Here is a 25,388-nt window from a genome sequence, read left to right as displayed (position 1 = left end):
TCATTTCAACGTGATGCGCGGGTCGATCAGCGTGTAGACGATGTCGACGAGGAAATTAATGATGACGAAGATCAGCGCCACCAGCATCAGGTAGACGACGATCACCGGGCGGTCGGCGCGGTAGATGCTGTCGATCAAAAGCTTGCCCATGCCGGGCCAGGAAAAGATCGTTTCGGTGATCGTGGCAAAGGCGATGAGATCGCCCAGTTGCAGGCCGAATATGGTTATGACCGGAATGAGCGCGTTCTTCAGCCCGTGTTTGTAGAGCACGTCGCGGCGCATCGCACCCTTAGCGCGGGCGAACTTCATGAAGTCCTGCCGCCCCACTTCCATCATCCCCGCGCGGGTCATACGCAAAAGGATCGCCATGGTGGCGAGCGAGAGCGTCACCGCCGGAAGAATGATGTGATGCCAGCCGTCGGCGGTCAGCAGGCTAATGCGCAGCCCGAAAAGCTCGGCCGTGTCGCCCCGGCCCGAAGAGGGGAAGATCCCCCAATGCACAGCAAAGAGGAAGATCAGCACCATGCCGACCCAAAAACCGGGCAATGAGATGCCCAGAAGAGAGCCTGCCATGATCGTGCGGCTGATGCGGCTGTTGGGATTGGCCCCGGCGTAGACGCCAAGCGGGATGGCCACCGCGAGCGCCAGCGCCATGGCGACCAACACCATCTCGACGGTGGCGGGGAGACGCTCCAAGATCAACGTCATCGCGGGCTGGCGGAAAACGTAGGAATTGCCGAAATCGCCCTGCACGAGGCTCGTGATGAAGCGGCCATATTGCACCAGCAGCGACTGATCGAGCCCGAGGAGCCGGCGCGCCTGCGCGATCTCGGCATCGGTGGCGTCGATCGGCACGACCATGAACACCGGATCGCCGGTGAAACTCATCATCAAAAAGACGATCACGGAGACGATCCAGAGGACAAGCGTCATCTGGATCAGACGTTTGAGCAGATATCCGAACATCGGCGGCTACAGTCTTTCGGCAGGGAGAAGAAAGACCCCGGCAACGCAGGCCGCCGGGGTCGGAGGCTGCGGATTACTCGGCCACGTCCATGTCATAGGCCCAGATGAACTTGTCCACGCGCGGCTCGAGCATCACGCCGTCACGCTTGGCGTAGATGTCCTGCTCGTAATGCACGGGGATCATCGGGATGTCGTTCAACAAGAGCTTGGAGGCTTCCTGCAGGTACTGGTCACGCTCCTCGATGCTGGGGGTGGCGTCGGCCTTGTCGACCAGCGCATCGAGCTCGGGGTTGGAGTAGGAACCGCGGTTGACCTGCCCGTAGCCTTCCTTTTTGTCGCGTGTGTAGAACAGCGCGCCATACATGGAGCCCGCATCGCCCGCCGGCACATCCCAGCCCGACATGATGAAGCTGGAGTTTTCCGTGGGCACGCGGATGTAGCCCCAGAAGTTCGACTTGGGCATGATGTTCAGCTGCAGGTCGATGTTGATCTTGGCCAGCATCGAGGCCAGCGCCTGTGCGATCTGCGCATCGTTGACGTAGCGGTTATTGGTGGCGTCGAGCGTCATGGTGAAGCCGTCCGGATAGCCCGCTTCGGCCATGAGCTCTTTCGCCTTCTCGATATCCACGGGGTACATCTCGCGGAAGCTCATGCCGTCGGCATAGCCGATGTGGCTTTCGGGGACATACTGGTCGCTCGGCGTGGCCAGACCGTTCATGACGATCTTGTTGATCGCATCGGTGTCGATGGCCCGCGCGATGGCCTCGCGCACGCGGCGGTCGGTCATCGGGTTATCGCCTTCGATAGTCGGGGATTTCTCCCGAGTATCCACGGCCAGCACGACGTTCAGAAGGCTCGGGCGGGTGACGACCTCAAAACCTTCTTCGCGTTTGACCCGGTCCACGTCGCGCACGGCGAGGTCTTGGATCACATCCACCTCGCCGGTCAGCAGCGCCGCTGTGCGGGTCGCGGGGTTGGTGATCGGACGGAAGGTGACCGTGTCGATCTTGGGCTCGCCGGCCCAATAGTCGTCATTGGCCGAAAGAGTCAGTTTTTCTTCCTTGATCCAGCTCTCCAGCTTGTAAGGACCGGTGCCCATCGGCTCGAGGTCCATCTTCTCGTCGCCAGTAGCTTTGGTGTATTCACTGTCGAGGATCAGCAATTCAGCCAGATCATTGGGCAGCACCGCATAGGGTTTGGGCGTCTTGATCTCGACCATGTGGTCATCGACGGCAGTGATCGAGGCAATGTTCGCCACGAGGTCCGGGCGGATCGACTCACGCGTCTTCTCGATCGTGTAAACGACGTCTTCCGCAGTGAAATCGTTGCCATTGTGGAATTTTACACCTTCGCGCAACTTGAAGCGCCATGTGGTGTCGTCGACATTCTCCCAGCTTTCCGCGAGGCCGGGGCCGAAGGACAGATCGGCGCTGCGCTTCACCAGCGGATCGTAGAGGTGGTAGTACATGATGTTAGACGACAATTCCTCGCCCGCCAGCGGGTAGAGGTGGCTTGGGTCCGCGGTAAGGCCAATAGTGACCGATTTCTCGGCCAATGCCGCGCCCGCCGTCGTGGCCATCAAGGCCAGACCGAGGGCACTGGCACGCAGCGCGGTTTCACTGAGATATTTCATGGGTAGCTTCTCCACTGTTGGATGGGTGACGGGGCCACTTGGCGGGCCCTCATTCATTATGGTGACGGATCGGCGTCAGTGGCCCGGGCGGGCAGTCTGCACCTCGATCTGATAGCCCTCGGGGTCGTTCATAGCGAAGGCGCGGATGCCCAGCTCATCACTGTCGAACATCTTGGTTAGCCCGGCGACCTTGTTGGCCTCAGCCCATGCATACCAAGCATCGACATCCGGCACGCGCAGGCAAAGTTGAACAGTTTTCTTCTCTTGCCATTTCTGCATACCCCGGGTCTCGTCCACGAGACCGACATGGGCCTGGCCGTCAATCCGGTAGATCTTGGACCAGCCCTGATCGATGGCGAGGGTCAGACCCAGTACGTCCTCATAAAAGCGCATCGCCGTCGGCAAATCGCGGTAATACTGAAATGTGATCGCGAGAACGATACCGCCCTCGGGTCGTTGCACCTGCATGGAATCCCCACTGCGTTCCCAATTAGTATCCATACGGTATACACCGGGAATGCTGAGTCAACCACCTTTCCGTCGACGCTGCCTCACGAGGGATCAGAATGGGTGATAAATGTGCGAAATGATCGATTCTCGAACATTGCTGAGATGCAACTTCATTGCAGCGCTGGCAGCTTCCGGCTCCCCGGCGATGACCGCGTCGATCAAAGCGATATGTTCCTCGCAACCCGGCACCAGACGATCGGGGATCGAACCTTGATCATACATACCGGTTTTGACCTTAAGGCTTTCGATCAACTCGAGCAAAAGATTGGAGCCTGCCATCTCGGCAAGGATGAAATGCAGCCGCATATCCAGAGCCGAATGCTCTGCCGCTGTGGGGCGCGGTCCGTTTATAAACCCTTGCATTTTATTACGAATATCATTCAGTTCGGCAGTGGATCTACCCGAGGACGCGGCTTTGCGCGCCGCCTCACATTCCAGCAGGCTACGCACATGCAGGATCTCCATGATCTCATTCAGGGACACGCTTGAGACCACCGGCGCGCTACCTGCGCTGCGCTTTGCAAGACCTTCGCTGACCAGCTGACCGATTGCCTCTCGCACTGGTGTCCGCGATACGCCCAAATGGTCGGCGAACTTCTTTTCGCTCAGCCGCGTGCCCGGCTCAAGCGTGCCGTCCAAGATCATCGCCTTCAGCCGTTTGAAGGTGGCATCCCCGAGCGTTTCGATTTTATCGGTCATGTTACCTCCTCTCGGGGCCAGGAGCCCGCCTCCGCCGCGATATATCTTTTATCGGTATACCATATGGTATACGCATGGTATGATTATTTTCACCACCCCAGATACTGCATATCGTCGAGGTTGCCATGCAAAGCAAACAGATTGACACCGTCATTCGTGGCGGGACCGTTGTAACGCCCATAGGCGCTGCGGTTCAGGACATCGCCATCGCGGAGGGTAAAATTAGTGAGTTGAGCAATACCATCACATCCTCTGCCCCGACAGAAATCGACGCGCGCGGCCTGCTGGTATTGCCCGGTGGTGTAGATACCCATTGCCATATCGAACAGATGTCCGGCGCAGGGTTGATGAATGCCGATACGTTCCGCACCGCCACACGCTCTGCCGCGATGGGCGGGACGACGACCACCGTCTCATTCGCCGCGCAGCACGCGGGCCAAAAGATGTGTGAGGTCGTGGGCGACTATGCCGCGCTTGCCAAGGAGGGCGCGGTGATCGACCACGCCTTTCACATGATCGTCGCCGACACGGGCAATGGCAATCTTGCCGAAGACATCCCGGCGCTTATCGCCGAAGGACACCGTTCGATCAAGATTTTCACCACCTACGCCAAGGTTCGTCAGGACGACAAATCCATTCTCGATATCCTTGCCCTGGCGCGGGATGCGGGCGCGCTCGTCTGTTTTCACGCCGAGAATGACGGGATGATCGGCCATATGACCGAAAAGCTGCTGGCCGAGGGCAAGACCGCCCCGAAATACCACGCCGCCTCCCACCCACGCGAGGCAGAGATCGAGGCGATCGACCGGATGTGCCGTTTCGCCGAATTCATCGGGGCGCGGGTGATGATCTTTCACGTCTCAACCGGTGAAGGGGCCGAGATCATCCGGCAGGCCCGCGCGCGTGGGGTGAAGGTGCAGGCCGAGACCTGTCCGCACTACCTTTTCATGACCGAGGATATTCTGGACAGCGAGAATCCGGCCCGCTTTATGTGCTCCCCTCCGCAGCGCAGTACTGAGGATCAGGCCGCTCTTTGGGAGGCAATGGCCGATGGCACGATTGAGCTGATCACCTCAGACCATGCGCCCTACCGGATGGACGCAAGCGGCAAGTTCGCCCATGGGGAAAACGCGCCATTCAATCAAATCGCCAATGGGATGCCGGGGCTGGAGACGCGCTTGCCGCTGATGTTCAGCGCGATGGTGAGCGAGGGACGCATGGATGTCGAAGCATTCGCCAAAGTGACCGCCACCGCGCCTGCGCGAGCCTTTGGTCTGGATGGCAAAGGCGCAATTGCCGAAGGCTTCGATGCTGATCTGGCGATTTGGGATCCTGAGGCTTCTTACACCTACGGCGCCGATGATCTGCATGACAACACCGGTTACAATCCCTTCGAAGGCACTACCGTCAAAGGCATGCCGCGCCATGTGCTCTCTCGGGGTGAGCTATTGGTCAGGGACCGGGCGCTGGTCACCGAAGCGCCGCGCGGTCGCTGGTTGCCAATGCGGGCGGGCTAAGGGGCGCCATTGCGGCGCCCCTACCCTTCTACGCACTAAAGCTTAGTTCATGCCGTAGTTTGCACGGTCCAGCTTGTCATAAATCTCGCTTTTTGCCAGCGCTGCCAGCGCATTGGTGTCGGTGTGATCTACATCGGCGAGCAGTTCGGCCCAGCGGTCCACGATGCGCTTATAGTCTTCCAGCAGAGACTCGGGGTTCTCGATCCCACGGCTTTTGGCGTTTTCGATCAGCACGGCTTCGTCCGCTTTGACGAATTCCGCCAGCGCGTCTTTAAGGGCCTGGTCGGGCTCGAAAACTTCCATACCGCCTTCTGTCGCAGCAGAGACCGCTTTGTCGACGTCCTTGTCGAACTCAACCCGGTGCTGCGCCAAATAATAGGCCATCTGGTCAAACAAGACGTCGCGCGACTCTTGCGACAGACCCTGCCAGAACGTCGGGTTATAGCCCCATTCAAAGCCGGCGTAGTAGTTACCGACGGCCAGCATGTTCAGATGGGTCACCACATCGGAAAGAGAGAAGGAATCGAGCGCATCGGCTGCCGCAACGGCGCAGTCGAGCGAGCCTGTGTCGAGGCCAGTGTACATCTCGCTCGAGGGGATCGACACGGGCACGGCGCCCACATGTTCGGCAAAACGCGACCAGGCGCCCCCGGCCATGCGTAGGCGTTTACCTTGGATATCTTCATAGGTGGCGACGGGCGTGTTGCACATCATGTAATATTCCGAGGTCGAGTAGCCGCCACCGAAGACCACGCCATTCTCTTTCCACTCGGCCAAGGCGGCTTCGTTGGTGAGGCCAAACTCGGTCGAGGCGAAGGCCATGACCATAGGGTCGGTGTTGTAGAAGGCGAAGTTGCCGATGAGGTTCGCGACAGGCAGCTCGGACGGCGTGTAGGTGCCCGCGTGATAGGTCACTTGAGCCACACCATCGCGCACGCCTTGCAATGAAGCGGCCGGCGGCAGCAGGGAGCCACCGGCGAAGACGGTGAAATTCACCTCCCCATTGGTTTCTTCGGCCACACGTTCGGCAAATTCCACGTAAGGACCGCGCACCATCGAATGGCGTTCCGCGAAGAAGTGGTTCGCGTTCTGGGCTGCGGCGGCGGTGCCGAGGCCACAGACCGCGAGGGCCAGTATGGATGTGTTGAGTTTCATGTTGTCGTCTCCTCCGGTTAAAAAAGCGTTACTGCGCCATGAGCGAGGGCAGGAACAGGCTGATCGCGGGAAAGGCGATCAGGATAAAAAGCGTCACGATGTCCATGGCGATGAACCATGTCGTGCCCGAGATGATGTCGCGCAGCTTTACCTCGCCAGAGAGCGCGCTGTGCAGGACATAGAGGTTCAGGCCGACCGGCGGTGTGACCAGCCCGATCTCCAAAAGCTTGATGCAGATGATGCCGAACCAAATGAGGTTTATGTCTGCGGCCTCGAGCACCGGTAGCAGGATCGGTAGCGTCAGCAGGATCAGACCGATGGAGTCGATCACCATGCCCAAGATGACGAAGAGCGCGGCAATCATCAGGATGATCACAATTTGATTGTCCGAGACCGACAGCATCATATCCGTCAGGGCGCGGGGCACGCCCGACAGGCCCATGAAACGGGTGAACATCACTGCGCCGATGGAGAGAAAGAAGATCGAAGAAGTCGCCAGCGTCGTCTGGCGGATCGCCTCGGCCAGCGCTTTGCGGGTCAGCGAGCGGCGCAGCAAAGCAACCGTCGCGGCAAGGAATGCACCCACGGCGCCGGCCTCAGTCGGGGTGAAGAAACCGCCAAAAATGCCACCTAAGACGCCGAGCACCAGCACAGGAAATGGCCAAACGGACCATAGCAGGCCCAGCACTTGGGCCCGGTCAATCCGTTCGACCACGGGCGGAGCCAGCTGGGGTGTGACCGTGGCGCGAACGGTGATCATCGCCATATACACGAAGGCAGAGAGCACACCGGGAATGACGCCCGCGATGAAGAGCTGGCCGATCGATTGCTCGGTGAAAATACCGTAGAGCACCATGAGGATTGACGGCGGGATGAGGGAGCCAAGCGTGCCTGAAGCCGCGACGACACCGGTGGCCAGCGAAGGGTGATATTTCGCCTTCAGCATCTCCGGCACGGCGATCTTCGACATGGCGGCGGTGGTCGCGATGGAAGAGCCGGAAGCAGCCGCGAAAAGCCCGCAAGCGCCGACACTGGCCGAGGCCAGACCGCCAGGCACCCGCGCCAGCAGCACCCGCAAAAGGTCAAACGCGCCTGCGGTAAGTCCGGTATTGGCGGCGATGAACCCCATGAAGAGGAACATCGGGATTGCCGTCAGCGACCAGTCTCCGATCAAATTGAATGGCATGGCGCTGACGATGCCAAAAGCGGCTTGCAGGTTGAACATCACCGTGATGCACACAAAGGACACCGCCATAAGAGCCGTCCCGATGGACATCCGAAAGGCCAGCAGCCCGAACAGCGTGCCCACACCGATCCAGCCGATAACGAGATTACTCATGACATGCCCCCATCGAGGTCGGACTGGGTGACAGGCTGCCCGCGCAGCACCAGCAGACCCCGCAGCAACGCGGCGAGACTGGCAAGGCCGAAGCCAAGCGGCAGAACCATACGCGAAGGCCAGACTATGACCTCACGCCCGCCCATCACAACTTCGCCCACACGCAGGGCGCGCATGGCGTCCAGCCCGGTGCGCCATGTCATCACAGCCAAGATGGCGGCAGCGGCGAGGCAGCTAAAGAGCAACGCAAGTTTCTGAAGCCATGCGGGGAAGTGATTGAACAACAGATCGACCGAGATTTGCTGGTCCTGCATCTCGACAAAGGCCATCGGCAGCATGACCAGCGCTACCATATAGTAGTAGGACGACATCTCGACCGTGCCTTGGATCGGCGCGTTCCACACCAGTTTAGCGACGACATCCGCCACGATGTTCAGCATCATCGCGATGACGCCAAAGCCGCCGATAAACATCAGCCAAGAGCATAATCTGTTGAACAGCGTCAGCATCGGGCCTCCTCCCCATACCAAGACGGGAACCGGGCCCGTAATTCCGATTCAACCTCACCGCTGAAGGGTTAGTTGACAAATAGCGATGGTTGATCGAGTGATAACGAAACGCGATCAACACGGAAGCATCAATGAACGACGGCAGGAAACCCACAAGGCTCGACCTCCGACATCTGCGATACGCTTTGGCCGTGGCCGATGCCCAGGGCTTCCGCGCCGCAGCCGAGATGCTCAATATCGCGCAGCCGGCCATTTCAAAAGCCGTGAAAGACACTGAGGTGGATTTGGGGTTTCGGATATTCGATCGCAGCGGGCCGCGCGTGATCCCCACACCGGAAGGCGTCGTTTTCCTCGACGATGCGCGTCAAACGGTCGCGCAGTTCGAGCGGACAATCCGCGCTTCACGCCAGAATGCGGCCGGGGCCCGAGGGCATATCATCGTGGGCTATTCCGCTCTCGCCACCTCACGGCAAATCTCGGAAGCGCTGGATGCCTTCCACCGCAGCGTCCCCGGCGTGCAGGTCGAGATGCATGTCATGTCCACGGATAACATGCTGAAAAACCTAAAATCCGGTGCGATCGACCTTGGATTTTTGCTCTCTCATCCAACCGTTGGCGCACCGGGGATCGACCAAATGCCCGTCTGGAGTTCGCGTATCGGTGTGGTCGCCCCCGCAGGCGAAGCCCCCGCGCAAGTGGATGATCTGGCTGAGATGCCCTTCGTCATGGGGCTGCGAGAAAACTGGCGATCATGGCGCGCGCTTCTCGACAGCGCATGCGATCGCGCGGGCCTTACCCCCGTGGTGGTGGATGAGGCTTGGGACGTGCAGGTGATCTTACAGCGCGTAGCCGAACGCCGCGGCGTGACGCTTTTCCCCATGAGCATGGCCGAGAGCCTGCCCGCCGCGCTGAAGATGGTGCCGATAGCAGGGCTGGATGCAGAGGCGACGATCTCGATGGCATGGAGCATCAAGGCAGATACCGGGCTGCTGCGTCAGTTCCGCAACCACTTCCCACCGCTTGGTTGATCGCGTTCGGTTATCGCACGATACCACAAGTCTATTTGCGTAACGCGGCGATAGCGCGATCTTATGCGCCTATGAAACAGACCCCGATCGCCCCCTTCGACCTGCCCGAAGCGCAGCCTTTTCTTCTCGAAGGCAGCGACACCGGATTTCTCTTTTTCCACGGCTTCACCAGCACGCCGCAGAGCGTGCGCGAAGTCGCAGAAAAAGTACATGAGATCAGCGGCGCGACGGTATATTGCCCGCGTCTTGCGGGACATGGCGAAACCCCTGCAGCCTTGGCTAAAACCGGTCAAGCGGATTGGGTCGCCTCTGCTGAGGATGCCCTCGCCAAACTATCGACATGCTGTGCCCGGGTGATCGTCGGCGGGCTATCCCTGGGCGCGACGCTAACGCTCAACCTCGCCGCCAGAATGCCCGATAAGATACAGGGCGTGGTCAGCATCAACGGCTCAACCGGCTTCTACCGCCCCGAGGTTGTGGCGCCGCTTTACGAGGCAGACGGGCCGGCGTTCATCGCCGGCATCGGCTCCGACATCGCCGAACCGGGGAGGACCGAAATCTGCTATGATCAGATTCCACGCGATACACTCAAGGAACGCTTCCTGCTGACGAATGCGACCGGCGCCTTGCTGCCGCTGATACGGCAGCCGATCCAGATTATGCAATCGCGATGCGACAATGTCGTCGACCCACAAAACGCGCTGCGGATCGCGACCTCAGTGGGGTCGAACGAGATACGATTGGATTGGCTGGAGCGATCGTATCATGTGGCGACGCTGGACTATGACCGAGGCGAGATTGCGCGGCGGATTGCTGGGTTCTTAGCTAATCGGATCCGATAGCGTGCCATGAAATGAGCTGGTCAAATTGGCCTGTTCAAAACCCCGAAAAGACCATGTCGAGCGCACCGCGGATTTCATAGTCTGATGCGGAAAGGTCCGCGATGGGAGGACCTTTGAGCAACGCAGATGGGATCGCCGCCATTTCTGCAGTATGCAGAGCATAGGCATCGCCGTTAATTTCGAATACCGGCTCCAGACGTCCTATGACCCCCGGCCCGCCTGCAATTGGGATCAAAGGAGCGACGACGCGGGAACCTGTGTCGATGAGATCCGTCTGAAGGTCGAAGACAAGCCGCCCGCCAGATACTCGGTAGACTTGGAACTGCGCCATCAGCCGAGCCGCAACACCTGTACGTCCGCCAGCGGCATCCCATTGGTCTCAATCCAAGCACGCCGCTCTGAAATCGCCGCCGCGTTATCTGATGCCCAAGCCGCAGCCCGCGCCGCACGCACCGCTTCTCCGACAGCAGCATCGCTGATCGCCGAGACATTCAAGCTTAATTCCCGGGCGGCAGAGAGATTTTCTGCCGTAAGGGTAATGTTTGTGCGCTGCTTTTCGGCTGTGGTCTGCATGTCATACTCCTAAATCACATAATAAATACACATGATTGGTGTGTGTTGCAATGGGTCACAGATCACTTCCCTAGTCGCGCGAATGCCCGGGCGGGTTGCAGGAGGCGCGTTTTTTACCCATCTCTGAGCCTCGTCAGGCGGATCGGCCCGCGCGCCGCTGATGTTGCGCGTTATCGCGCATTCGGAGGGGAGGGGGGGCGGCAAACCAAAATCTTAATTTAACCCCATGCACAGTAGAAATTGCCCCTCGCTTTGGCTTGAATAAAGCGCAGGATCTAAGCATGGATTAATGAATCCTCGAAGCCGAAGCAGAACGGCTCCCGATTGCCGGTGGGGGAAATTCTTTTGGCGCGCGCAGCGTTAGACGCCTTTGACCAGCAGATAGAAACCCGCAAGTTGCATGAGATTGTTGAGCTCCTATGGCTTCCGGAAAGTTTGAGCGAGGAGGAAATGTCCGCGCGCATCCTCCGAGCTCTGGACCTTTACGAGGATCTGAAACCAGTTGGCAGTGCAGAGAGCATGTTGGCGGCGCAAATGGTAGGCACCCATTCAGCGGCATTGGATTGCCTCAGGCGCGCAGCAAACGAAAATCAAACAACCGTGGGCCGCGATATGGCGCTCAAGCATGCTCATAAACTAATGACCATCTACACCCAGCAGCTGGCCGCTCTTGATAAGCATCGCGGCAAAGGTCAGCAAAAAGTCGCTGTCGAACATGTACATGTGCATCCCGGCGGACAGGCAGTGGTCGGCAATGTTGAGACGGGGCGGCGCGGTGATAAAGATTTGAACGACGCGGAACCCATTGACCATATGAAGGATGTGTCCACACCCATCAAAGCGGCGAAAAAGAGGGCGCCCTAACGTAGCCGGTCCGAGTAAATAACAATGACACACCCGCGAAACACAGCGCCGATGCGCCAGAGCCCGAGATGCGGCGCCAAAACCCGCAAGGGGACCCGATGTCAGGCCCCTGCCCTCTCAGGCAAAACCCGCTGCCGAATGCATGGCGGCGCGACAGGCTCGGGCGCCCCGCGCGGCAATCAAAACGCGCTGAAACATGGCCTCTATACGAAAGAAGCGTTGGCGCAGCGAAAGCATGTGCGCGACCTGCTGCGGAAGGGCAAAGAGCTCATCGAGAAGATGTAGCCGCGCGAGCACTCTAGCGCAGCCTAAGGAAAATAGAGCTGTCGAACGCTAGTGCCGTGCGCGGCGCTGAACATCGTTTGCCCGGTTGCCCGCAAGCTTCAAGAATTTCATTTTATGGAAGGAAGAAAGCGTTTCCTCACAGGTAGTAAAACCTACGCTTCGATAAGCAGCAGAATGCCGGGTCAGGAGCCTATAGCGCGAGACGCAGTACGTGTTCGGCATCCGCAGTGTAGGAGGAGGCCAAGCGTCGCACCCACGCCAATGCCCAGCACATCGGCGATAAGGTCTGCGACCTCACCTTGGCGGCCAACATAAGGTTGGATAACCTCGATTGATGCCCCAAAAACAGCCGCCGCGAGCGCCACCCGAAGCAGCGCCTTCGGATAGAGGGCGGCGCAGGGCAGAGATAAGGCCGCAAACGCCAGCAAGTGATGGGTTTTATCGGTCCCGGGGGCGTTAGTGGGGACGTTTATAGGAATGAGGGTCAATATTGCGATGCTGACCATCAAGCTAATTGTCAGCCAGATCACAACTGAACGTCGACGTTTTGCGGCAAAGGCAGCCACTCGAAAGCTGGACATGTAAAATTATCCCAATGCTTTAGGCGCGCGGATGCGGATGCCGGGGCCGTCATCCGGCGTGCCAATGAATTCGATGCCAGCGGCTTCAAGAGCCGCCTTTACTGCGGCGATGTTCGGCGCGTTACTATTAGGTACGCCGTTATCTGTTTCCATTCTTTTAATGGTACGGACACTCACATCACTCAATTCTGAAAGCTTTTCGACGCTTACTTTTAAAGCATGCCGAGCAGATCTGATCTGGGCGCCTGTAGTCATTGACAAACCCTCTACAAAGTAGCCATATGCCATATTTAGACCCCTCCTATCTTAACCACACAGTCCATGACTGGCGTGCCGAATTCAAGCGCCTTGATGGAGCCTATGCGGCGTCTACCATGCGGGCCTATCATGCCGACATCGAAACTTACACCCAGTGGTGCGCGCTGAGCGAGCGGACGCCATTTCCCGGAAGCGTCGATACCGTCTGCGCGTTCTTGCTAGATCGGGTCCGCTTCGCCCCATCGAAGGTACGCAGGCGGGTGTATGCCATCCGTAACCAAGCCATTGGCACCGCGGTTTATGCGGCCTGACTGCTTGCTTCTGGGTTTGACGCCTTCCAGTTCCACGGCAGCAGCTCATCCAGCTTGTTGATCTTGTGGTCGTGGATACGGTCGAGAACGTCCGCGAGATAGGCCTGTGGATCGAGGCCGTTTAGCTTGGCTGTTTCGATGATGGTCATGGCGCGGGCCAAGGTTTCCGCACCTGTGTCGGCCCCTGCAAAGAGCCAGTTCTTTCGCCCAATACCGATGGGGCGCAGAGCTCGCTCTGCTGGGTTGTTGTCGATGGCTACGCGACCATCGGATTGGAACAGGCTGAAGGCATCCCTTCGACTGAGGCCATAGCGGAAGGCCTTGGCCAGATCGCTCTTGCCAGGAATGCGCTGGAGTTGCTGTTCGGACCACTCGAAGAAGGCCTCCACCCTTGGTCGGCTCAGCCTTTGACGGGCCGCAAGGCGAGCCTCTGCGGACTGGCCGTTAATGTCACGCTCAATATCATAGAACTCACCGATCCGGTCGAGCGCCTCGCGCGCGATCTCGGACTTGGTTGAGGTCCAAAAGTCGTGGAAGTCTCGCCGCAGGTGCGCCCAACAGGCCGCCTCGCGCAAACGTGGTGGGCTGTTGGATTGGGGCTCGTAGAGCTTGGCATAGCCCTTGTAGCCGTCTGCTTGCAGAATGCCGCGGGCATCGGCCAGATGGCTTAGCACGTGCTCTTCTTTCCAGTTGGGCGCAAACCGGTAGACAGCGCCAGGTGGCGCGGCTCCCGCCCACGGGCGCTGGTCACGCACGTAGGCCCAGACCCGGCCTTGTTTCACGCCTTTCCCCAACCCTTTGTCTCTTCTGGAGCGGTCCAATACCCGGATCGGGGTATCGTCCGCATGCAGAAGGTCGCTGCTCAGAATGTCCGCATCGATCCGCTCGATCAGCGGCGATAGTGTCTTCATGGCGCGGCCGCACCAGCCCACAAGTGTGCTTTCGGGGATGTCGGCCCCCATACGCTCGAAGATTTCATGCTGACGGTAAAGAGGAAGATGGTCGTCAAACTTCGAGACCAACACATGCGCCAGGAGGTTCGGCCCGGCCATGCTGCCCGGGATCGGATGGCTGGGCGCAGATTCTTGCACTATCCGCTCGCAGCGCCGACAGGATTTCTTGATCCGAGCGATCTGGATCACCTTCATCTGGGCGGCGATCATGTCGAGCAGTTCGCTGACATCCTCGCCCACCACACGCAGATCGCCCCCACAGTCTGGACAACACGCACCTGGGTCAAGCTCGCGGCGTTCCCGCGGTGTCGCATCCGAGACACGGGGGCGGCGGCGCAAAACAGGAGCTGACGCCTCCTCTGGAGCCGGCTCGTCCAACCCTTCGTCGATAGGACTTTCATCCTTCTCAGCCACTGCAACCAGCAGGTCTTCCAAAGCCAGTTCCAGTTGCTCGATCTCGCGCTCGACCTTCTCCGAGGATTTACCAAACGCCAGCTTTTGCAATTTGGCGATCCGCAGGCGGAGCGCTTGAACCAATTGATCATGGGCCCGCAGCGTGGCTGACATCTTGGCGTTCTCCGCCGCGATCTGAGCATTTTCGGCCTGCAATGCCGCAATCATCGCCTTCAGTTCGGCGGGATCATTTGGCAGTTTTTTGGCTGAGTGCGACATGCGCCTGACTACCAAAATTCAGGTGCAAACACCATATAAATATAGCAGATCAGAAGCTCTAATCACCCCACGCGCGCAGGCGGAGCGCCCCAAGCGGGGCGTCGCCAGTCAATGCCTTCCCAGAGCATTGCAAGCTGCGCAGAGGTCAACCGCAAGACTCCGTCTTCCGCGCTCGGCCAAGGAAAGCGGCCGCGTTCGAGAACTTTATAATAGAGGCAAAACCCCTGACCGTCCCAGTACAGAAGCTTCACCCGGTCCCCGCGCCGACCCCGAAAGGCAAACACAGCACCGCCCGTGGGCTTCTGGCGCAATACATCTTGAGCCATAGCGGACAAACCTGCGATCCCTTTGCGCATGTCCGTCACGCCGCACGCCAAATACACACGAACGCCAGTTCCGGGCCCGATCATGCTGCTTCTACCGCTCTGATCAATCGTGTTAGCGCGGCCCCGTCGATGGAGCTATCAAACCGCAAACTCCGACCACCTTGCAAGCAAAGCTTAAGCGGCACATCAAGAGCAGGCTTCGGCTCAGGAGACGCGACTTCCGGAGCCCGGAAATCGACAGACAGAAAAGCAGCGCCCGCCTCCAGCGGCCACAGACCTTTCGCCTTCAACTCGTGCCGCCATCTGTAAATCTGCTGTCGGCTTACATCGCAGCGCTGAGCTACCTGCGTGACCGTAGCTCCATCTATCCCAACAGACGATACGATCGATAACTTCTCATCATCACTCCATCGCCGCCGCCGCTCGAAACCGAGAACCTCGCACCGCATGATACCCTCCCCATAAGACACGTCACTGACGACGTCGCTATGGACGTGTCTTAAGTCATCGCGCGGAAATCAGGCAGGCGGCATCAATCGAGCGGTTACTGCCATCCGAAAGGTGCACCAGCTTCTACGACTGCCCGATCCAACTTTAGACGAAGACATCAACCTTACCTTCCGACGCATTCGCCGCAGCAAAACTTCGCGGCCGCGACAGGCGAAAGGTATGACGAAAGACTATCTGGAAAAATTTCTTGCCATCCAACCTGATGACCCTTGGGGCTTGCGCAACAGAGCCATGCTCTCGTTGGGCTATGACCTCTTGACGCGGCGGCCTGAGTTGGTTGCAATCACGGTGAATGAGGTTGAATTTCGCTCGGATGGAACGCTCCACGTCCTGATCCGACGCGGCAAGGCAGACCCTGCGGGCTACGGCCGCATTGCCTTCACGTCGAGGCGAACGGGGAAGCTTGTAGCCGAATGGCTCGACTGGCGTGGCTATGAGTTTAAGCCGCTATTCTGCCCAATCTATCAGGGTCATGCTCAGAACCGGCATCTGAGCGACACGACCGTTAAACACTTGATCAAGTCAGCGGCAACGAATGCGAAGCTCAATCTGAGCGAGGTCGATGGTTTCAGCGGGCATTCGATGCGCGTCGGCGCCGCTCAAGACCTGCTGAAGGCAGGTCACGATACTGCTGCGATCATGCGCGCCGGCGGGTGGAAGTCGATTAACGTTCTCACGCGATACTTGGAAAATGCCGAGTGCAATGTATGGCTTTAGCTTGCCGCGGATGCAACTGTTGACCTGCAGCAATCTCGCTTCGCCGCGTAACGGCGCGCTCACCTAACGACACCTCCAAGCCCTGGTCCAAAGCCTTCAAAAAATTGAACAGAGGCCGTACATACCCACCCCCCACAGACCGCTGGTAGACGGACCTGGTTTGCCGCAAAAGTTCTGCGGCCACTGTGGGCGGGCATATGGGTTCGAATGCACGACTACCGGCGTTCACATCAGCTCCGTGCGCACCGGCGCCCATTTGCGGACGCCTGTGGCAGCATTGCGACGGTATAGAGGGCTAATAAGAGATCGACCTCAGGGCCGCGTAGAAAATTCGCACCAAATTCTGGTCGTCAAACACCAGCAACACACCAAGGAATGCTCGGGCCAGACATCATCCGGCAACACAGTCGAGAATAATAGCCAGAAAAATACATTTACCGCCATCTTACTCGGTTGGGGGGGCGCTCAATTTGGCTTAAAGAGAGGTTTCGACATTATCGAGACCTCTTAAGTGCTTCAGACCATTATCATCAGCGATTATGTACACGTTCAATGTACGCTTGTGCGCGCTTTGGACAGCGGCGAGATCGTTGTTTGCACCGGGAGCGGCCGATTTGTTGGCACGCCCGTTAGTACAATGAGCACGCAAGAAACTAGAACAAACGCCGCCGTTAATACCGAGAGTGCGGCAGCTTAACGCTTTCTATTGCGGCTTTCTGGGGCGACACTTATGCCGTTTGTCCCATAGTTAGCGGACTGCAGAAAACTGGGATTGGCGTCTTGCCAATCTTCAACCGGCAGTAGACCAGCCCGTCGCTTTCCGAGCGCAGCAGCGTGTCGGCGCAGTCGATCGCGGTGGCGCCATTCGAGCAGACATTGCCTGCGTCGTCCGGCCCGCTCTCGAGCCAGACCGCATCCCAACCGCCGAGGACAGACCATCCCGAGTTGAACGGCATGACTGCGAGGTTGTCGGCCTTTTCCATGATAGCATAGTCGATCGAGATGTCTTCCGCCCTATCCCAAGGCGCAGGCGCGAGGCGGGTGAAGCCGAGGTCGGATTGGGCATCCTTCAGCGCGGCGGAGACCGTCTTGAGCATAGCTGGGGCAAGGACGCGGAAGGCGTCGATTATGGTCCGAGCGCTGAACAGGAAGATGCCGGCGTTCCATAGAAAGGTACCTGCGGCCAGCATCTCGGCGGCGCGGGTGGCGTTGGGTTTCTCGACAAAGCGGTCTCGGGCTGGGTTGGCTTGATGCCGAAGGTCACCAGATCGCCGCTGTCCGCGCGCTCGGCTGCGGCCTCGACCGTGACGCGGAAAGCGGGTGCGTCAGGGATAACGTGATCTGAGGGCGCCACAAGCAACAGCGCATCATGGTCGCTCTACGCCATGAAGGGCGCTGCGACCCGCACCGCGAGCGCGGTATTGCGGCCCTCGGGTTCGATCAGGATGCCGGCGGGGGCGAGCTCCGAGGCGGCCAATTGCTCGGTCACGATGAAGCGGAACGGATCGCCCGTCACCACTACGGGGGCGGCAAAGCCCGGTCCCGACAGCCGCTGCGCCGATGCCTGAAACAGGCTCTCCTCCCCCATGAGCCGCGCGAATTGCTTGGGGTAGGATTTGCGCGACAGCGGCCACAACCGTGTGCCCGATCCGCCGCAGAGAAGAATGGGATGAATCATATAGTCTAACCTTGCTGTAGATTGCGGGCACAGGCCCGGATGCTTTCCCGTACAATTGACCAAGCGAGTCTCTTACACCCAGGTCTCAAGCGCTATCCTGGCCTGCCAGCTCAAACCGCACAGCGTGCACTCGGCCAGAAGCTGGGCAAAAGGTCTTCCCGTGCGGATCGCTCGCCGAAAATTGTCCGCAACGGATGCAATGGGTATGGAGTTACTCTCCCCCATACAGGAACTCCGGGCTGTAAATTACTCGGTCGACGCCGAGTTGGGCCTAGATCGCGGGCATAGCCGGGTGGCACGACAGATGTTATTACGATCACGGTCGGGGAGCCCACGCCACCCCGACGGACCGGGTCACTGCCTAAGCGGTTGGTGTATTAAATGAAAGTTTGGAATCGGATTGCATTTGGCCAGCCCTGCTGCGACTGCGAAATCTGCGCTTGCTGACCCTGACCAAGCGAGTTGATTTTCGCTTCAGCTCATTCACATTTGTTATCATTTTCTACAAGCTGCTCGTAAAGTTCGAGAAAGCGAGCGCTCATAACATCGCGAGAAAATTCTCGTTCAAAACGGGCTCGCGCGAGTTTTCCCAACCGCGCCGCTTCTCCTGGATGTGCCAGCAGGTTATCCAATGCTTCCGCAAGTGCTTGCGGATTACCCACCGGTACATTTATTCCCGTAGAATTGACCCAAGGCACACCACTACCGGGAATATCAGTGGCAACCAAAGCGCGGCCCGCACGCATCGCTTCCAAGAGCACGACGCCGAAAGCTTCCAGCCGGTTGATTGATGGCAGGCAGAATACCGCAGCGCCCGCCAGCAGGTTTTGTAGTCGGTGCTCTTCCACACGTCCCATAAACATTACACGATCTTCTATCCCGAGCCGAAGAGCTTTCTCCCTTAGCCAAGATTCCTGAGGACCTATTCCAATAATGCGGAACTCTGCGTCGCTTTGCACCGATGCTATGGCATCCAATAGCACTCCCAGTCCTTTATAGGGCACCAAACGTCCGATGAAGATCACATAGGGTGGCGAGACCGTTTCGAACTTTGGCTTAGTATCTACATCGGCGATCCCAATGGGGATTACCCTTACGCGATCAGAGAAAGGAGCAAGCACCTCAGAAGCCTCAGCGTAGGCTTCCGTAGTGGCCACAACCACGTTGGCGCGGCGAAGCATGGCGCGCTCAATTGGGCGGACCATTTGGCCTATGACCCCTTTATCTTCGATATCGGCGTGCCAGTGGATCACGATCCGGGCGAAGCGTGGGAGGAGCAGGACGGCTAGCGCAGCCAGCATGTTGGGTGTATGGACGTGCACTACGTCGGCCATCCGCGCAGCTCGGACACAAATCCTTAGGTAACTTGCGGCCAGAGGTTGCGAGGCCCTTTCAGTTTGCACCTTCACCCGTCTAAGCGTAAGCCGTCCTTGTTCGTCCTCGCTAGATGCGCCGCGTGTAAAACAAACCACTTCTACGTTATGGCCAGCGGCAGCATGATCTTCAGCCAAGGCTTCGGTAACACTTTCTATGCCGCCGTATTCTGGAGGATAGAACTTGGCAAAATGCACAATCTTCACGAAAAACGATCTCCTAGCAATATTAGCACACCCGTACAGGCGGTGGAGACCAGAGCTGTCAACCACAAGCGGCCGAAACGGTATCCCAGCCGCCACGAGGTCACGCATTGTACCGCGTAGAAACCCGCCATCAGGCAAAAATGCCCGAGTATGAAACCATGCAGCAAATCGCCGGTCTCCAACACTGGCGCCCTGCTCCAGGTCCACAGACTGAGAGCCCCCAGGCCCGACAGCAGATAGGGCCCCGTAACCATCGCCACGCGACCAGCAATCTGTAGCCGCGAATTAATCAGATCGTTGAGCGCAATGGCCGACCACAGGATAGTCTGCACCAAGAGGGTCAGCCCCACCCCGCGATGGGCTGAATAAATTTCGGCAAAGCGCGGACCTAGCAGCCAGCCTAGATAAGGCTCCAGCATCCAGAAAGTCATCACCAACGCACTGACCCCGAGAACGATCACTGCAGCTCGCGAGCGCAGAACCTCATCCGACCAGGAAAAGATCTGCCGGAAAAGCCCGATTATTAGAATCTGGTGGCCTACTAACGGCAAGGTGGTCGAACGGTAGAGTACGGCATATAGCCCGACCGCCTCCAATCCTGAAGTCTGCCCCAGCACCAACCGCCCCGATGAACTGATGACCACGGTCAGCACGCTGGTGAACATCAGCGGCAATCCCAGTGCGAGGTTGCGGCGCAAGTCAGACAGGCCAAAGGCGACTGCGCGACTCCGATTGAATTGTGTAAGCGTCAGCGTCATCAGCGCTGCAGCATAGACTAGCAGCGCCGCGGTAATGGTGCCTTCTGGCAGCCGCCCGCGCATCAACACAATCAGCACTGCCCCAGCCACGGCCATTGTCCAGAAGCCGGCTTCTACAAACACCGCGCTGGTCGACCTCCCTTCGGATTTTAGTAAGGTGGACCAAAAACCCTGAAGCATCAGCACGCCAATGAACAGCAGCACTAGCACCGGTAGGGAATATAGTGTGCCAAGCCCTAGGGCCGCCATCAGTGCCAGCAGAATACAGCTTCCGCCTAGTCCGACAATTAGCAGCAGGAGCGTGTCCCAACGGCCCTCGATTTCGTCACGCAGCCGGATCAGCGGCACGGTCGCGGGCAGGCCTGCCCCTAACACCAGCGCGCCAATGGCGGCATAGGATTGTGCCAACTCGAACTGACCGTAGTGATCCAGTGGCAGCAGGTTCGCCAGAGCGATTGGTGCAAAAAAGAGTGTGGCTCGGGCGAAACCGAAGCCAACCGTGAAACGCAGCGCCTTAAGGACTGGCATCGTGTTTCCTGTAAACAGTTTCGATTAACTCGGGCGCGGTGACCCGCTCCATGTCGGAACGGCTTTCGGGATCGACGGGTTTTGGCAGCATGCGTAGCTCGCCCGAAACGTAAAAACCGGGTTCGGTCAGGTGCTTGGTGACGCAGGAGCCAACGCCCACACTAACTCCATTGCAGATCAATACGCCGCCGGTCACTATGACACTTGAGCCCAGATAGACGTTGTTGCCAATTATGACGCGGCCATCAACTCGATATCTTTTTGGCGCTTCATCCTCGTGGACATAGCCGTGGGTCCAGATCTGAGAGTTCTTGCCAGCAAGTGTTGCGTAGTTCCCCAACTGTATCGACTGCGTACAGTCCAGCGTATGACCAGCGGTGATCTTGGCTCCCTGCCCCAGCCAGAGCTGCGCCGAACCGAATGTCACGCCTCGCGGGGCCCGGGAAACAGTATTGCGATTTCCCAAGTCAGCCCCTCTACCTAACCGCAGGCTGACCGGACCTCTGCAGAAATTCATGTGCCCCAGCCGGGCTTCGGATTTCAGCAGAAGGCGTTTCACTTGGATCAGATTGAAATGACCAACTCTGGTATTTTCGGCCATCACCAGCCGGTCACAGGCTAGCCAAGACAGTCCGATGCGGACACCAGGGGCTAGAACGTGACCCATTGCATTAGCCAGCGGTCTTACCAAGCGCGTTGGCAGTAGCATCAAGGCCAGCCCTAAAGCGAATTGGCCAGATCGGGTCCGGCCGATTTTTGAAAGGGTCCTTAGTTTTCTGGGCATGATAGCAGTGTCTTTCTCGTTCTTATATAAGGACTGCGCGGGCAGTTCTGCGCGTTGCGATCCAAAACAGGGCAAAGGCGTTGATGACGTACATGCCCTGCGCCGAGATGGCAAAATTCACCACCGGCATGAAAAAGAGGATGACACAGAAATAGGTGTAGAGCGGAAAGGCCCCGAGATCGCCGTCCCGGGCATCGCGCCCGATCATCCGGGCCATGAAGCCGAAAACGAACATCGCAATGAGGGAGAGCCAGCCGAAATCCACCCAGAGTGGCCCCCAAAAGCTAGTAAAGATGCCGACCCGGGGGAACAGTTCGAACAGGTCCGGTTCAGAGGCCAGGCCGAACATCGCAAGCAGTTTCACATAAGGGCCGAGATGCAGCGCCCCATTGGAAAAATTCTGTGTGTCGTTCATGCTCCAGAGGATTTGGAATTCGGGGATCGAATGGAGATAGTACTGCGCGATGGGCAGTAGGCTCGAGACGAGCTCGCCGATAGCACCTCCACCGTTAATCAACCATTCCATTGCGGCGTTAGGTGCGACCGTATAGGCATAGCCCGACATGAAGACTGAATCCGAGACGTCAAAGGACATCTGGTCGAGCCGCCACAGGAAGATCAGCACCGAGATGGTCAGCACGGCGCCAACCCCGGCCACCGCCGGTAGCAGCAGCTGGCGCGGCAGGGCGCGGCCCCGAAACAAGGTGAGCGAGGTGCCGAAGTAGACCATCGCCAAGCTCACCAGCATAAAGCTGCGCGAAAACAGAACGAGCGAATCCAGCGCGGGGATTAGGAAAATAAAGCTCGCCAGAGCCAATTTCCAGCGGTGGCGCGGCAGCATGGCGGACCCCAGCAAAACGAATATAGGCAAGTAGCCAAAGGGGTAAAGCACCCCACCGATTAACGACAGATTTGTAGAGCTAGTCTCCAAAAGCGTTTCTCGCGCCTCGATGCCGGTCAGGTTGCCCACTCCACGCAGAACGTATTTATCTTGCAGCCGCAATAAGTTGCCTGCCAGTCCGAGCCAGAACGTGGCCCAAAACAGCCGGTTTTCTTTCCGCAGCCGCCGTGCCGCGGACGTTGGTCGGGCGGTACCACCTAGCCGAAAGAAGTCCGCCGATCGGCTGCCCACCACCAGTGCCGCCACGGTCAGCGCGATGAAGGCTAGGGCGCCGATTTCCATCGGCACTAGCACCTCCAGCGGGCTGAGCAGGTAGATAAGCACGTAGACTCCAACCCCCATGAAGAGGACGTTTTCCGGGCGATAGATCACGCAAGGCTCCGCATATGCCCGCGCGGAACAGCTGTCCGTGCGAGCGGGTTTCCTACTTCAGGTACAGACGGTTAATCCAGGGGTCATAGGAGGCCCGGGCGGGCATGTCCATCACCGGCACCTTGGGTGCATAGGGAAGCGGGGTCATCGTGTAAACGACCTGAAACAGTAGACGATGCCCAAGTTGCACCGGCTGGCCCTTGTGGATTCCATAAGTGTTCTCCAGGAACCCTTCACCTGCCTTCGACGTCATGGTACGGATATTCTCCTTCCCAAAGGCTGCGGCAACCTCATCGTCATTGAAACGCCGAACCTGCGTGAGCTTGGGCTGGGCCGAAGAATGCAGAACATACTTGTGTGGGCCGTTCTCCATGTCCACCTGCGTCAAATAAACAAACAGTTTGACAAAGCGCCAGTCGTCCACGTCACGATGGAAATTCTCGGCCTGCTGGGGCCCAACTTCGGTAGCGTAGCTCCACCAGGTAGCCATGTAGCCAATGGTCGGTTTGCAGCCGAGAAACTCGCCCACGACATCGAGAATGCGCGGATCGTTGGCTATTTCCAGCAAGTAGGGGGCATTCAAGATGTCCCGTGCCTCGTGATGGGCGATATGCGCCTCGGTCGGGCGGGCATTAGAGAGCGGTAGGAAGTGCGGCACCGTAGAGCGGTATGGGTCGCGGACCTGCTTTTGCTCGAAGTAGGTGACCAGCTCTCCGGCCTGTTTAGTGCTCAGCAACTGGCCAAGCTCGTGCAGTCCTGAACTGTTCAGATCGCGCTCGCCTGCCTTTGCCCGTGTTTGATCCACGGGGGTGTAGCTTGGCTTGAAGGAGCTCAGACGGCGCGCCAGCGCGGCCCTGCGCGTGGGGTTGCTAACCCGCCGCTGAAGGTAGAAGCTCCACCAGCGCGGGTCTTTCGCGATTTGCGCAATGCGCTCCATTTTCCCCATGTCTCTACTCCTTGGGTTTTTTCGATCTGATTGAGCGGGCCGGTATTCCAGCGACGGTCGTCCCCGGAGGCACGGACCGTGACACCACGGATCCGGCGGCGATCACGGCATTCTCGCCAAGGGTTACACCGCCTAAGACGATAGCCCGCGCGCCGATCCAGACGCCCTTTTCAATGGTTACGGGTTTGGAAATATGTTTGTAGGGTGGCCGCCCGGTGGAATAATTCAGCCCTGCCGTTTCAATGATCACGTCGCGCGAAATGCGCACGTCATCGCCCATGGTGATGGGACTGTGGGCACCCAGTGACACGTTCGATCCAATGATAACGCGGTCGCCGAGGTGAATATTCTGGGGGTATTTCAAATCAACGTCGGGGGCGCAGACGCAGCTGATGCCGCGCTGTTTCACCAGTGCGCCAAAGCGCACCCGCCCCCAGAGCCAGCAGAGGCGGAAGCCAAAGGTTATCATTGTGCCCACGGCCAGCCGTATGGGGGCCATGCGTAGCAGGTTGTATTCCAGTCGGAGGAGGCACTGTTTCATATCGGGATCAAACCTTTTCTAGCACATCCCAGGTTGTTGGCGTATTCGCCTTTACCGCGCGGGTGACACGCATACCGACCACGGCATCAGCGTGTTTCGGAGCCAATCCGAAACCGGGCCGGACCGAGCGTATCGCACCTTCGGTAACCACCTCGCCCCTTGCTAGGTCTTTGACGAAATACAGCGACCGGCGAAAGGTAACATTTCCCAACTCGCTGGACTTGCGCCCATAATCAACGCGGCCGATTGCCTCCCATGCGGTGCGCGCGCCAGTGCACAGCTCAGTGAACTCCTTAGGTTCCAGCGAGAAGCTGTCGTCAGGCCCACCGGCGGAACGATCGAGGGTGAAGTGTTTTTCGATGACCGAGGCTCCCAGTGCGATGCTGGCGATTGCTGTGGTATTGTCCAAGGTGTGGTCCGACAAGCCCACCGGGACGCCCCAGCGTCGTGCCATGTTAGGAATAGTTGCAAGGTTGTAATCCCCAGCCGGTGCCGGGTAGCCCGATACGCAGTGAAGCAATGCGAACTGCGTACAGCCGCCATCACGCGCGGCCTGTACGGCCTCGTCAATCTCCTCGTCGTCGGCCATACCGGTGGAAATAATCATCGGCTTACCCGTGGATGCCACGTAGCGAATCAGTGGTAGATCAATCACCTCGAAAGAAGCAATTTTGAAAGCAGGTGTGTTAAGGTCCATCAGTAGGTCCACCGCCGTGGTATCGAAAGGCGAGGAGAACATAGTGATGCCACGCTGCCTGGCGTGGTCGAAAAGAGGCTCGTGCCACTCCCACGGCGTATGGGCTTCATCGTACAGGTCGTAAAGGGTGCGGCCATCCCATAGTCCGCCTTTGACAACGAAATCCTCGGTCTTCGCGTCTAGGGTGATCGTATCTGGCCGGTAAGTTTGGATTTTGATAGCGTCTGCACCCACAGTCTTCGCTATGTCGATAATCCGGAGTGCCTGCTCGAAGTTCCCATTATGATTGGCAGATAGTTCGGCGATGACGTAAGGGGCATGATCGGAGCCGATCGGACGTCCTGCGATTTCCATT

The 25,388-nt window shown here is 58.4% G+C and carries 27 protein-coding genes and 1 pseudogene; 6 read left to right on the top strand and 22 right to left on the bottom strand.

Annotated features, from left to right (window positions below; all coding sequences use genetic code 11):
• From ACGYLX_RS18235 to ACGYLX_RS18220, 4 genes are all read right to left on the bottom strand, one after another.
• Positions 1 to 966, bottom strand: coding sequence for an ABC transporter permease (locus ACGYLX_RS18235; RefSeq protein ID WP_394451082.1), 966 nt, complete (start codon positions 964 to 966; stop codon positions 1 to 3).
• 73 nt (positions 967 to 1,039) lie between these two features.
• Positions 1,040 to 2,599, bottom strand: coding sequence for an ABC transporter substrate-binding protein (locus tag ACGYLX_RS18230; protein WP_394451080.1), 1,560 nt, complete (start codon positions 2,597 to 2,599; stop codon positions 1,040 to 1,042).
• 75 nt (positions 2,600 to 2,674) lie between these two features.
• Positions 2,675 to 3,067 (bottom strand): VOC family protein, encoded by a 393-nt coding sequence (locus ACGYLX_RS18225; RefSeq protein ID WP_394451078.1) that lies wholly within the window; start codon positions 3,065 to 3,067, stop codon positions 2,675 to 2,677.
• Between the two features lie 93 nt (positions 3,068 to 3,160).
• Positions 3,161 to 3,808: a GntR family transcriptional regulator gene (locus ACGYLX_RS18220; protein ID WP_394451076.1), complete on the bottom strand. Its 648-nt coding sequence runs from the start codon at positions 3,806 to 3,808 to the stop codon at positions 3,161 to 3,163.
• A 125-nt stretch (positions 3,809 to 3,933) separates the two neighbouring features.
• Here ACGYLX_RS18220 and hydA point away from each other — a divergent pair, with 125 nt between their 5' ends.
• A complete protein-coding gene (hydA, locus tag ACGYLX_RS18215; RefSeq protein WP_394451075.1) occupies positions 3,934 to 5,325 on the top strand; it encodes a dihydropyrimidinase in 1,392 nt (463 codons plus the stop codon).
• 42 nt (positions 5,326 to 5,367) lie between these two features.
• Here the strand turns inward: hydA and ACGYLX_RS18210 are convergent, their stop codons facing one another.
• The 3 genes from ACGYLX_RS18210 to ACGYLX_RS18200 are packed head-to-tail and all read right to left on the bottom strand — an operon-like array spanning position 5,368 to position 8,328.
• On the bottom strand, positions 5,368 to 6,480 hold the full coding sequence (locus tag ACGYLX_RS18210; protein ID WP_394451073.1) for a C4-dicarboxylate TRAP transporter substrate-binding protein: 1,113 nt from the start codon (positions 6,478 to 6,480) through the stop codon (positions 5,368 to 5,370).
• 28 nt (positions 6,481 to 6,508) lie between these two features.
• Entirely contained in the window at positions 6,509 to 7,819 is a 1,311-nt protein-coding gene (locus ACGYLX_RS18205) for a TRAP transporter large permease (RefSeq protein WP_394451071.1), read from the bottom strand.
• On the bottom strand, positions 7,816 to 8,328 hold the full coding sequence (locus ACGYLX_RS18200) for a TRAP transporter small permease subunit (protein WP_209219519.1): 513 nt from the start codon (positions 8,326 to 8,328) through the stop codon (positions 7,816 to 7,818). Before ACGYLX_RS18200 ends, ACGYLX_RS18205 begins: the two co-directional genes overlap by 4 nt.
• A gap of 131 nt (positions 8,329 to 8,459) precedes the next feature.
• Between ACGYLX_RS18200 and ACGYLX_RS18195 the strand changes: the two genes are divergently transcribed.
• Positions 8,460 to 9,356 carry a LysR family transcriptional regulator gene (locus ACGYLX_RS18195; RefSeq protein WP_394451069.1) on the top strand — a complete coding sequence of 299 codons (897 nt, stop codon included), beginning with the start codon at positions 8,460 to 8,462 and terminating at the stop codon, positions 9,354 to 9,356.
• Positions 9,357 to 9,427: 71 nt separating this feature from the next.
• Complete coding sequence (locus tag ACGYLX_RS18190; protein WP_394451068.1) at positions 9,428 to 10,198, top strand: alpha/beta hydrolase; 771 nt, start codon at positions 9,428 to 9,430, stop codon at positions 10,196 to 10,198.
• 34 nt (positions 10,199 to 10,232) lie between these two features.
• Here the strand turns inward: ACGYLX_RS18190 and ACGYLX_RS18185 are convergent, their stop codons facing one another.
• Both ACGYLX_RS18185 and ACGYLX_RS18180 read right to left on the bottom strand, forming a co-directional pair.
• On the bottom strand, positions 10,233 to 10,529 hold the full coding sequence (locus ACGYLX_RS18185; protein WP_394451066.1) for a CcdB family protein: 297 nt from the start codon (positions 10,527 to 10,529) through the stop codon (positions 10,233 to 10,235).
• Positions 10,529 to 10,771: a type II toxin-antitoxin system CcdA family antitoxin gene (locus ACGYLX_RS18180; RefSeq protein WP_394451064.1), complete on the bottom strand. Its 243-nt coding sequence runs from the start codon at positions 10,769 to 10,771 to the stop codon at positions 10,529 to 10,531. The genes ACGYLX_RS18185 and ACGYLX_RS18180 overlap by 1 nt, the downstream gene beginning before the upstream one ends.
• Positions 10,772 to 11,116: 345 nt before the next feature.
• On the opposite strand from ACGYLX_RS18180, the gene ACGYLX_RS18175 reads away from it, so the two are divergent.
• Together ACGYLX_RS18175 and ACGYLX_RS18170 are read left to right on the top strand one after the other, a co-directional pair.
• Positions 11,117 to 11,635 (top strand): hypothetical protein, encoded by a 519-nt coding sequence (locus tag ACGYLX_RS18175; protein WP_394451062.1) that lies wholly within the window; start codon positions 11,117 to 11,119, stop codon positions 11,633 to 11,635.
• A gap of 24 nt (positions 11,636 to 11,659) precedes the next feature.
• A complete protein-coding gene (locus tag ACGYLX_RS18170) occupies positions 11,660 to 11,920 on the top strand; it encodes an HGGxSTG domain-containing protein (protein ID WP_394451060.1) in 261 nt (86 codons plus the stop codon).
• Positions 11,921 to 12,102: 182 nt separating this feature from the next.
• Here the strand turns inward: ACGYLX_RS18170 and ACGYLX_RS18165 are convergent, their stop codons facing one another.
• The 5 genes from ACGYLX_RS18165 to tnpA all read right to left on the bottom strand — a co-directional run bounded on the left by ACGYLX_RS18165 (position 12,103) and on the right by tnpA (position 15,470).
• Positions 12,103 to 12,426, bottom strand: coding sequence for a VanZ family protein (locus tag ACGYLX_RS18165; RefSeq protein ID WP_394451116.1), 324 nt, complete (start codon positions 12,424 to 12,426; stop codon positions 12,103 to 12,105).
• A gap of 81 nt (positions 12,427 to 12,507) precedes the next feature.
• The gene (locus tag ACGYLX_RS18160; protein ID WP_394451058.1) at positions 12,508 to 12,789 is read right to left on the bottom strand and encodes a transcriptional regulator; all 282 of its coding nucleotides are present in this window, start codon (positions 12,787 to 12,789) and stop codon (positions 12,508 to 12,510) included.
• A 268-nt stretch (positions 12,790 to 13,057) separates the two neighbouring features.
• A complete protein-coding gene (gene tnpC / locus ACGYLX_RS18155; protein ID WP_394451056.1) occupies positions 13,058 to 14,695 on the bottom strand; it encodes an IS66 family transposase in 1,638 nt (545 codons plus the stop codon).
• 62 nt (positions 14,696 to 14,757) lie between these two features.
• Positions 14,758 to 15,105: an IS66 family insertion sequence element accessory protein TnpB gene (gene tnpB / locus ACGYLX_RS18150; RefSeq protein ID WP_394451054.1), complete on the bottom strand. Its 348-nt coding sequence runs from the start codon at positions 15,103 to 15,105 to the stop codon at positions 14,758 to 14,760.
• Positions 15,102 to 15,470, bottom strand: a complete 369-nt coding sequence (gene tnpA / locus ACGYLX_RS18145) for an IS66-like element accessory protein TnpA (protein ID WP_394451053.1) — start codon at positions 15,468 to 15,470, stop codon at positions 15,102 to 15,104. Before tnpA ends, tnpB begins: the two co-directional genes overlap by 4 nt.
• A 220-nt stretch (positions 15,471 to 15,690) precedes the next feature.
• Here tnpA and ACGYLX_RS18140 point away from each other — a divergent pair, with 220 nt between their 5' ends.
• Positions 15,691 to 16,248 (top strand): tyrosine-type recombinase/integrase, encoded by a 558-nt coding sequence (locus ACGYLX_RS18140; protein ID WP_394451051.1) that lies wholly within the window; start codon positions 15,691 to 15,693, stop codon positions 16,246 to 16,248.
• 806 nt (positions 16,249 to 17,054) lie between these two features.
• Here the strand turns inward: ACGYLX_RS18140 and ACGYLX_RS18135 are convergent.
• The 8 genes and pseudogenes from ACGYLX_RS18135 to pseI form a co-directional block, all read right to left on the bottom strand.
• A pseudogene (locus ACGYLX_RS18135) lies at positions 17,055 to 17,926 on the bottom strand (mannose-1-phosphate guanylyltransferase); the annotation flags it as partial.
• A gap of 479 nt (positions 17,927 to 18,405) precedes the next feature.
• Entirely contained in the window at positions 18,406 to 19,506 is a 1,101-nt protein-coding gene (locus ACGYLX_RS18130; protein WP_394451049.1) for a glycosyltransferase, read from the bottom strand.
• Positions 19,503 to 20,792, bottom strand: coding sequence for an oligosaccharide flippase family protein (locus ACGYLX_RS18125; RefSeq protein ID WP_394451048.1), 1,290 nt, complete (start codon positions 20,790 to 20,792; stop codon positions 19,503 to 19,505). Before ACGYLX_RS18125 ends, ACGYLX_RS18130 begins: the two co-directional genes overlap by 4 nt.
• Positions 20,779 to 21,393, bottom strand: coding sequence for an acyltransferase (locus ACGYLX_RS18120; RefSeq protein ID WP_394451046.1), 615 nt, complete (start codon positions 21,391 to 21,393; stop codon positions 20,779 to 20,781). The genes ACGYLX_RS18125 and ACGYLX_RS18120 overlap by 14 nt, the downstream gene beginning before the upstream one ends.
• 205 nt (positions 21,394 to 21,598) lie before the next feature.
• A complete protein-coding gene (locus ACGYLX_RS18115) occupies positions 21,599 to 22,849 on the bottom strand; it encodes a hypothetical protein (protein ID WP_394451044.1) in 1,251 nt (416 codons plus the stop codon).
• A 52-nt stretch (positions 22,850 to 22,901) separates the two neighbouring features.
• On the bottom strand, positions 22,902 to 23,795 hold the full coding sequence (locus ACGYLX_RS18110; protein WP_394451042.1) for a hypothetical protein: 894 nt from the start codon (positions 23,793 to 23,795) through the stop codon (positions 22,902 to 22,904).
• 4 nt (positions 23,796 to 23,799) lie between these two features.
• The gene (locus ACGYLX_RS18105; RefSeq protein ID WP_394451040.1) at positions 23,800 to 24,336 is read right to left on the bottom strand and encodes an acyltransferase; all 537 of its coding nucleotides are present in this window, start codon (positions 24,334 to 24,336) and stop codon (positions 23,800 to 23,802) included.
• A gap of 7 nt (positions 24,337 to 24,343) precedes the next feature.
• Positions 24,344 to 25,387, bottom strand: a complete 1,044-nt coding sequence (pseI, locus tag ACGYLX_RS18100; protein ID WP_394451038.1) for a pseudaminic acid synthase — start codon at positions 25,385 to 25,387, stop codon at positions 24,344 to 24,346.
• Position 25,388 lies beyond the last annotated feature (1 nt).

Source organism: Sulfitobacter sp. 1A13496, from assembly GCF_043557225.1.
GTDB lineage: Bacteria > Pseudomonadota > Alphaproteobacteria > Rhodobacterales > Rhodobacteraceae > Sulfitobacter > Sulfitobacter faviae.
Note: the sequence above shows the minus strand (reverse complement) of the source record. Positions and strands in the feature narration are given on the sequence as shown.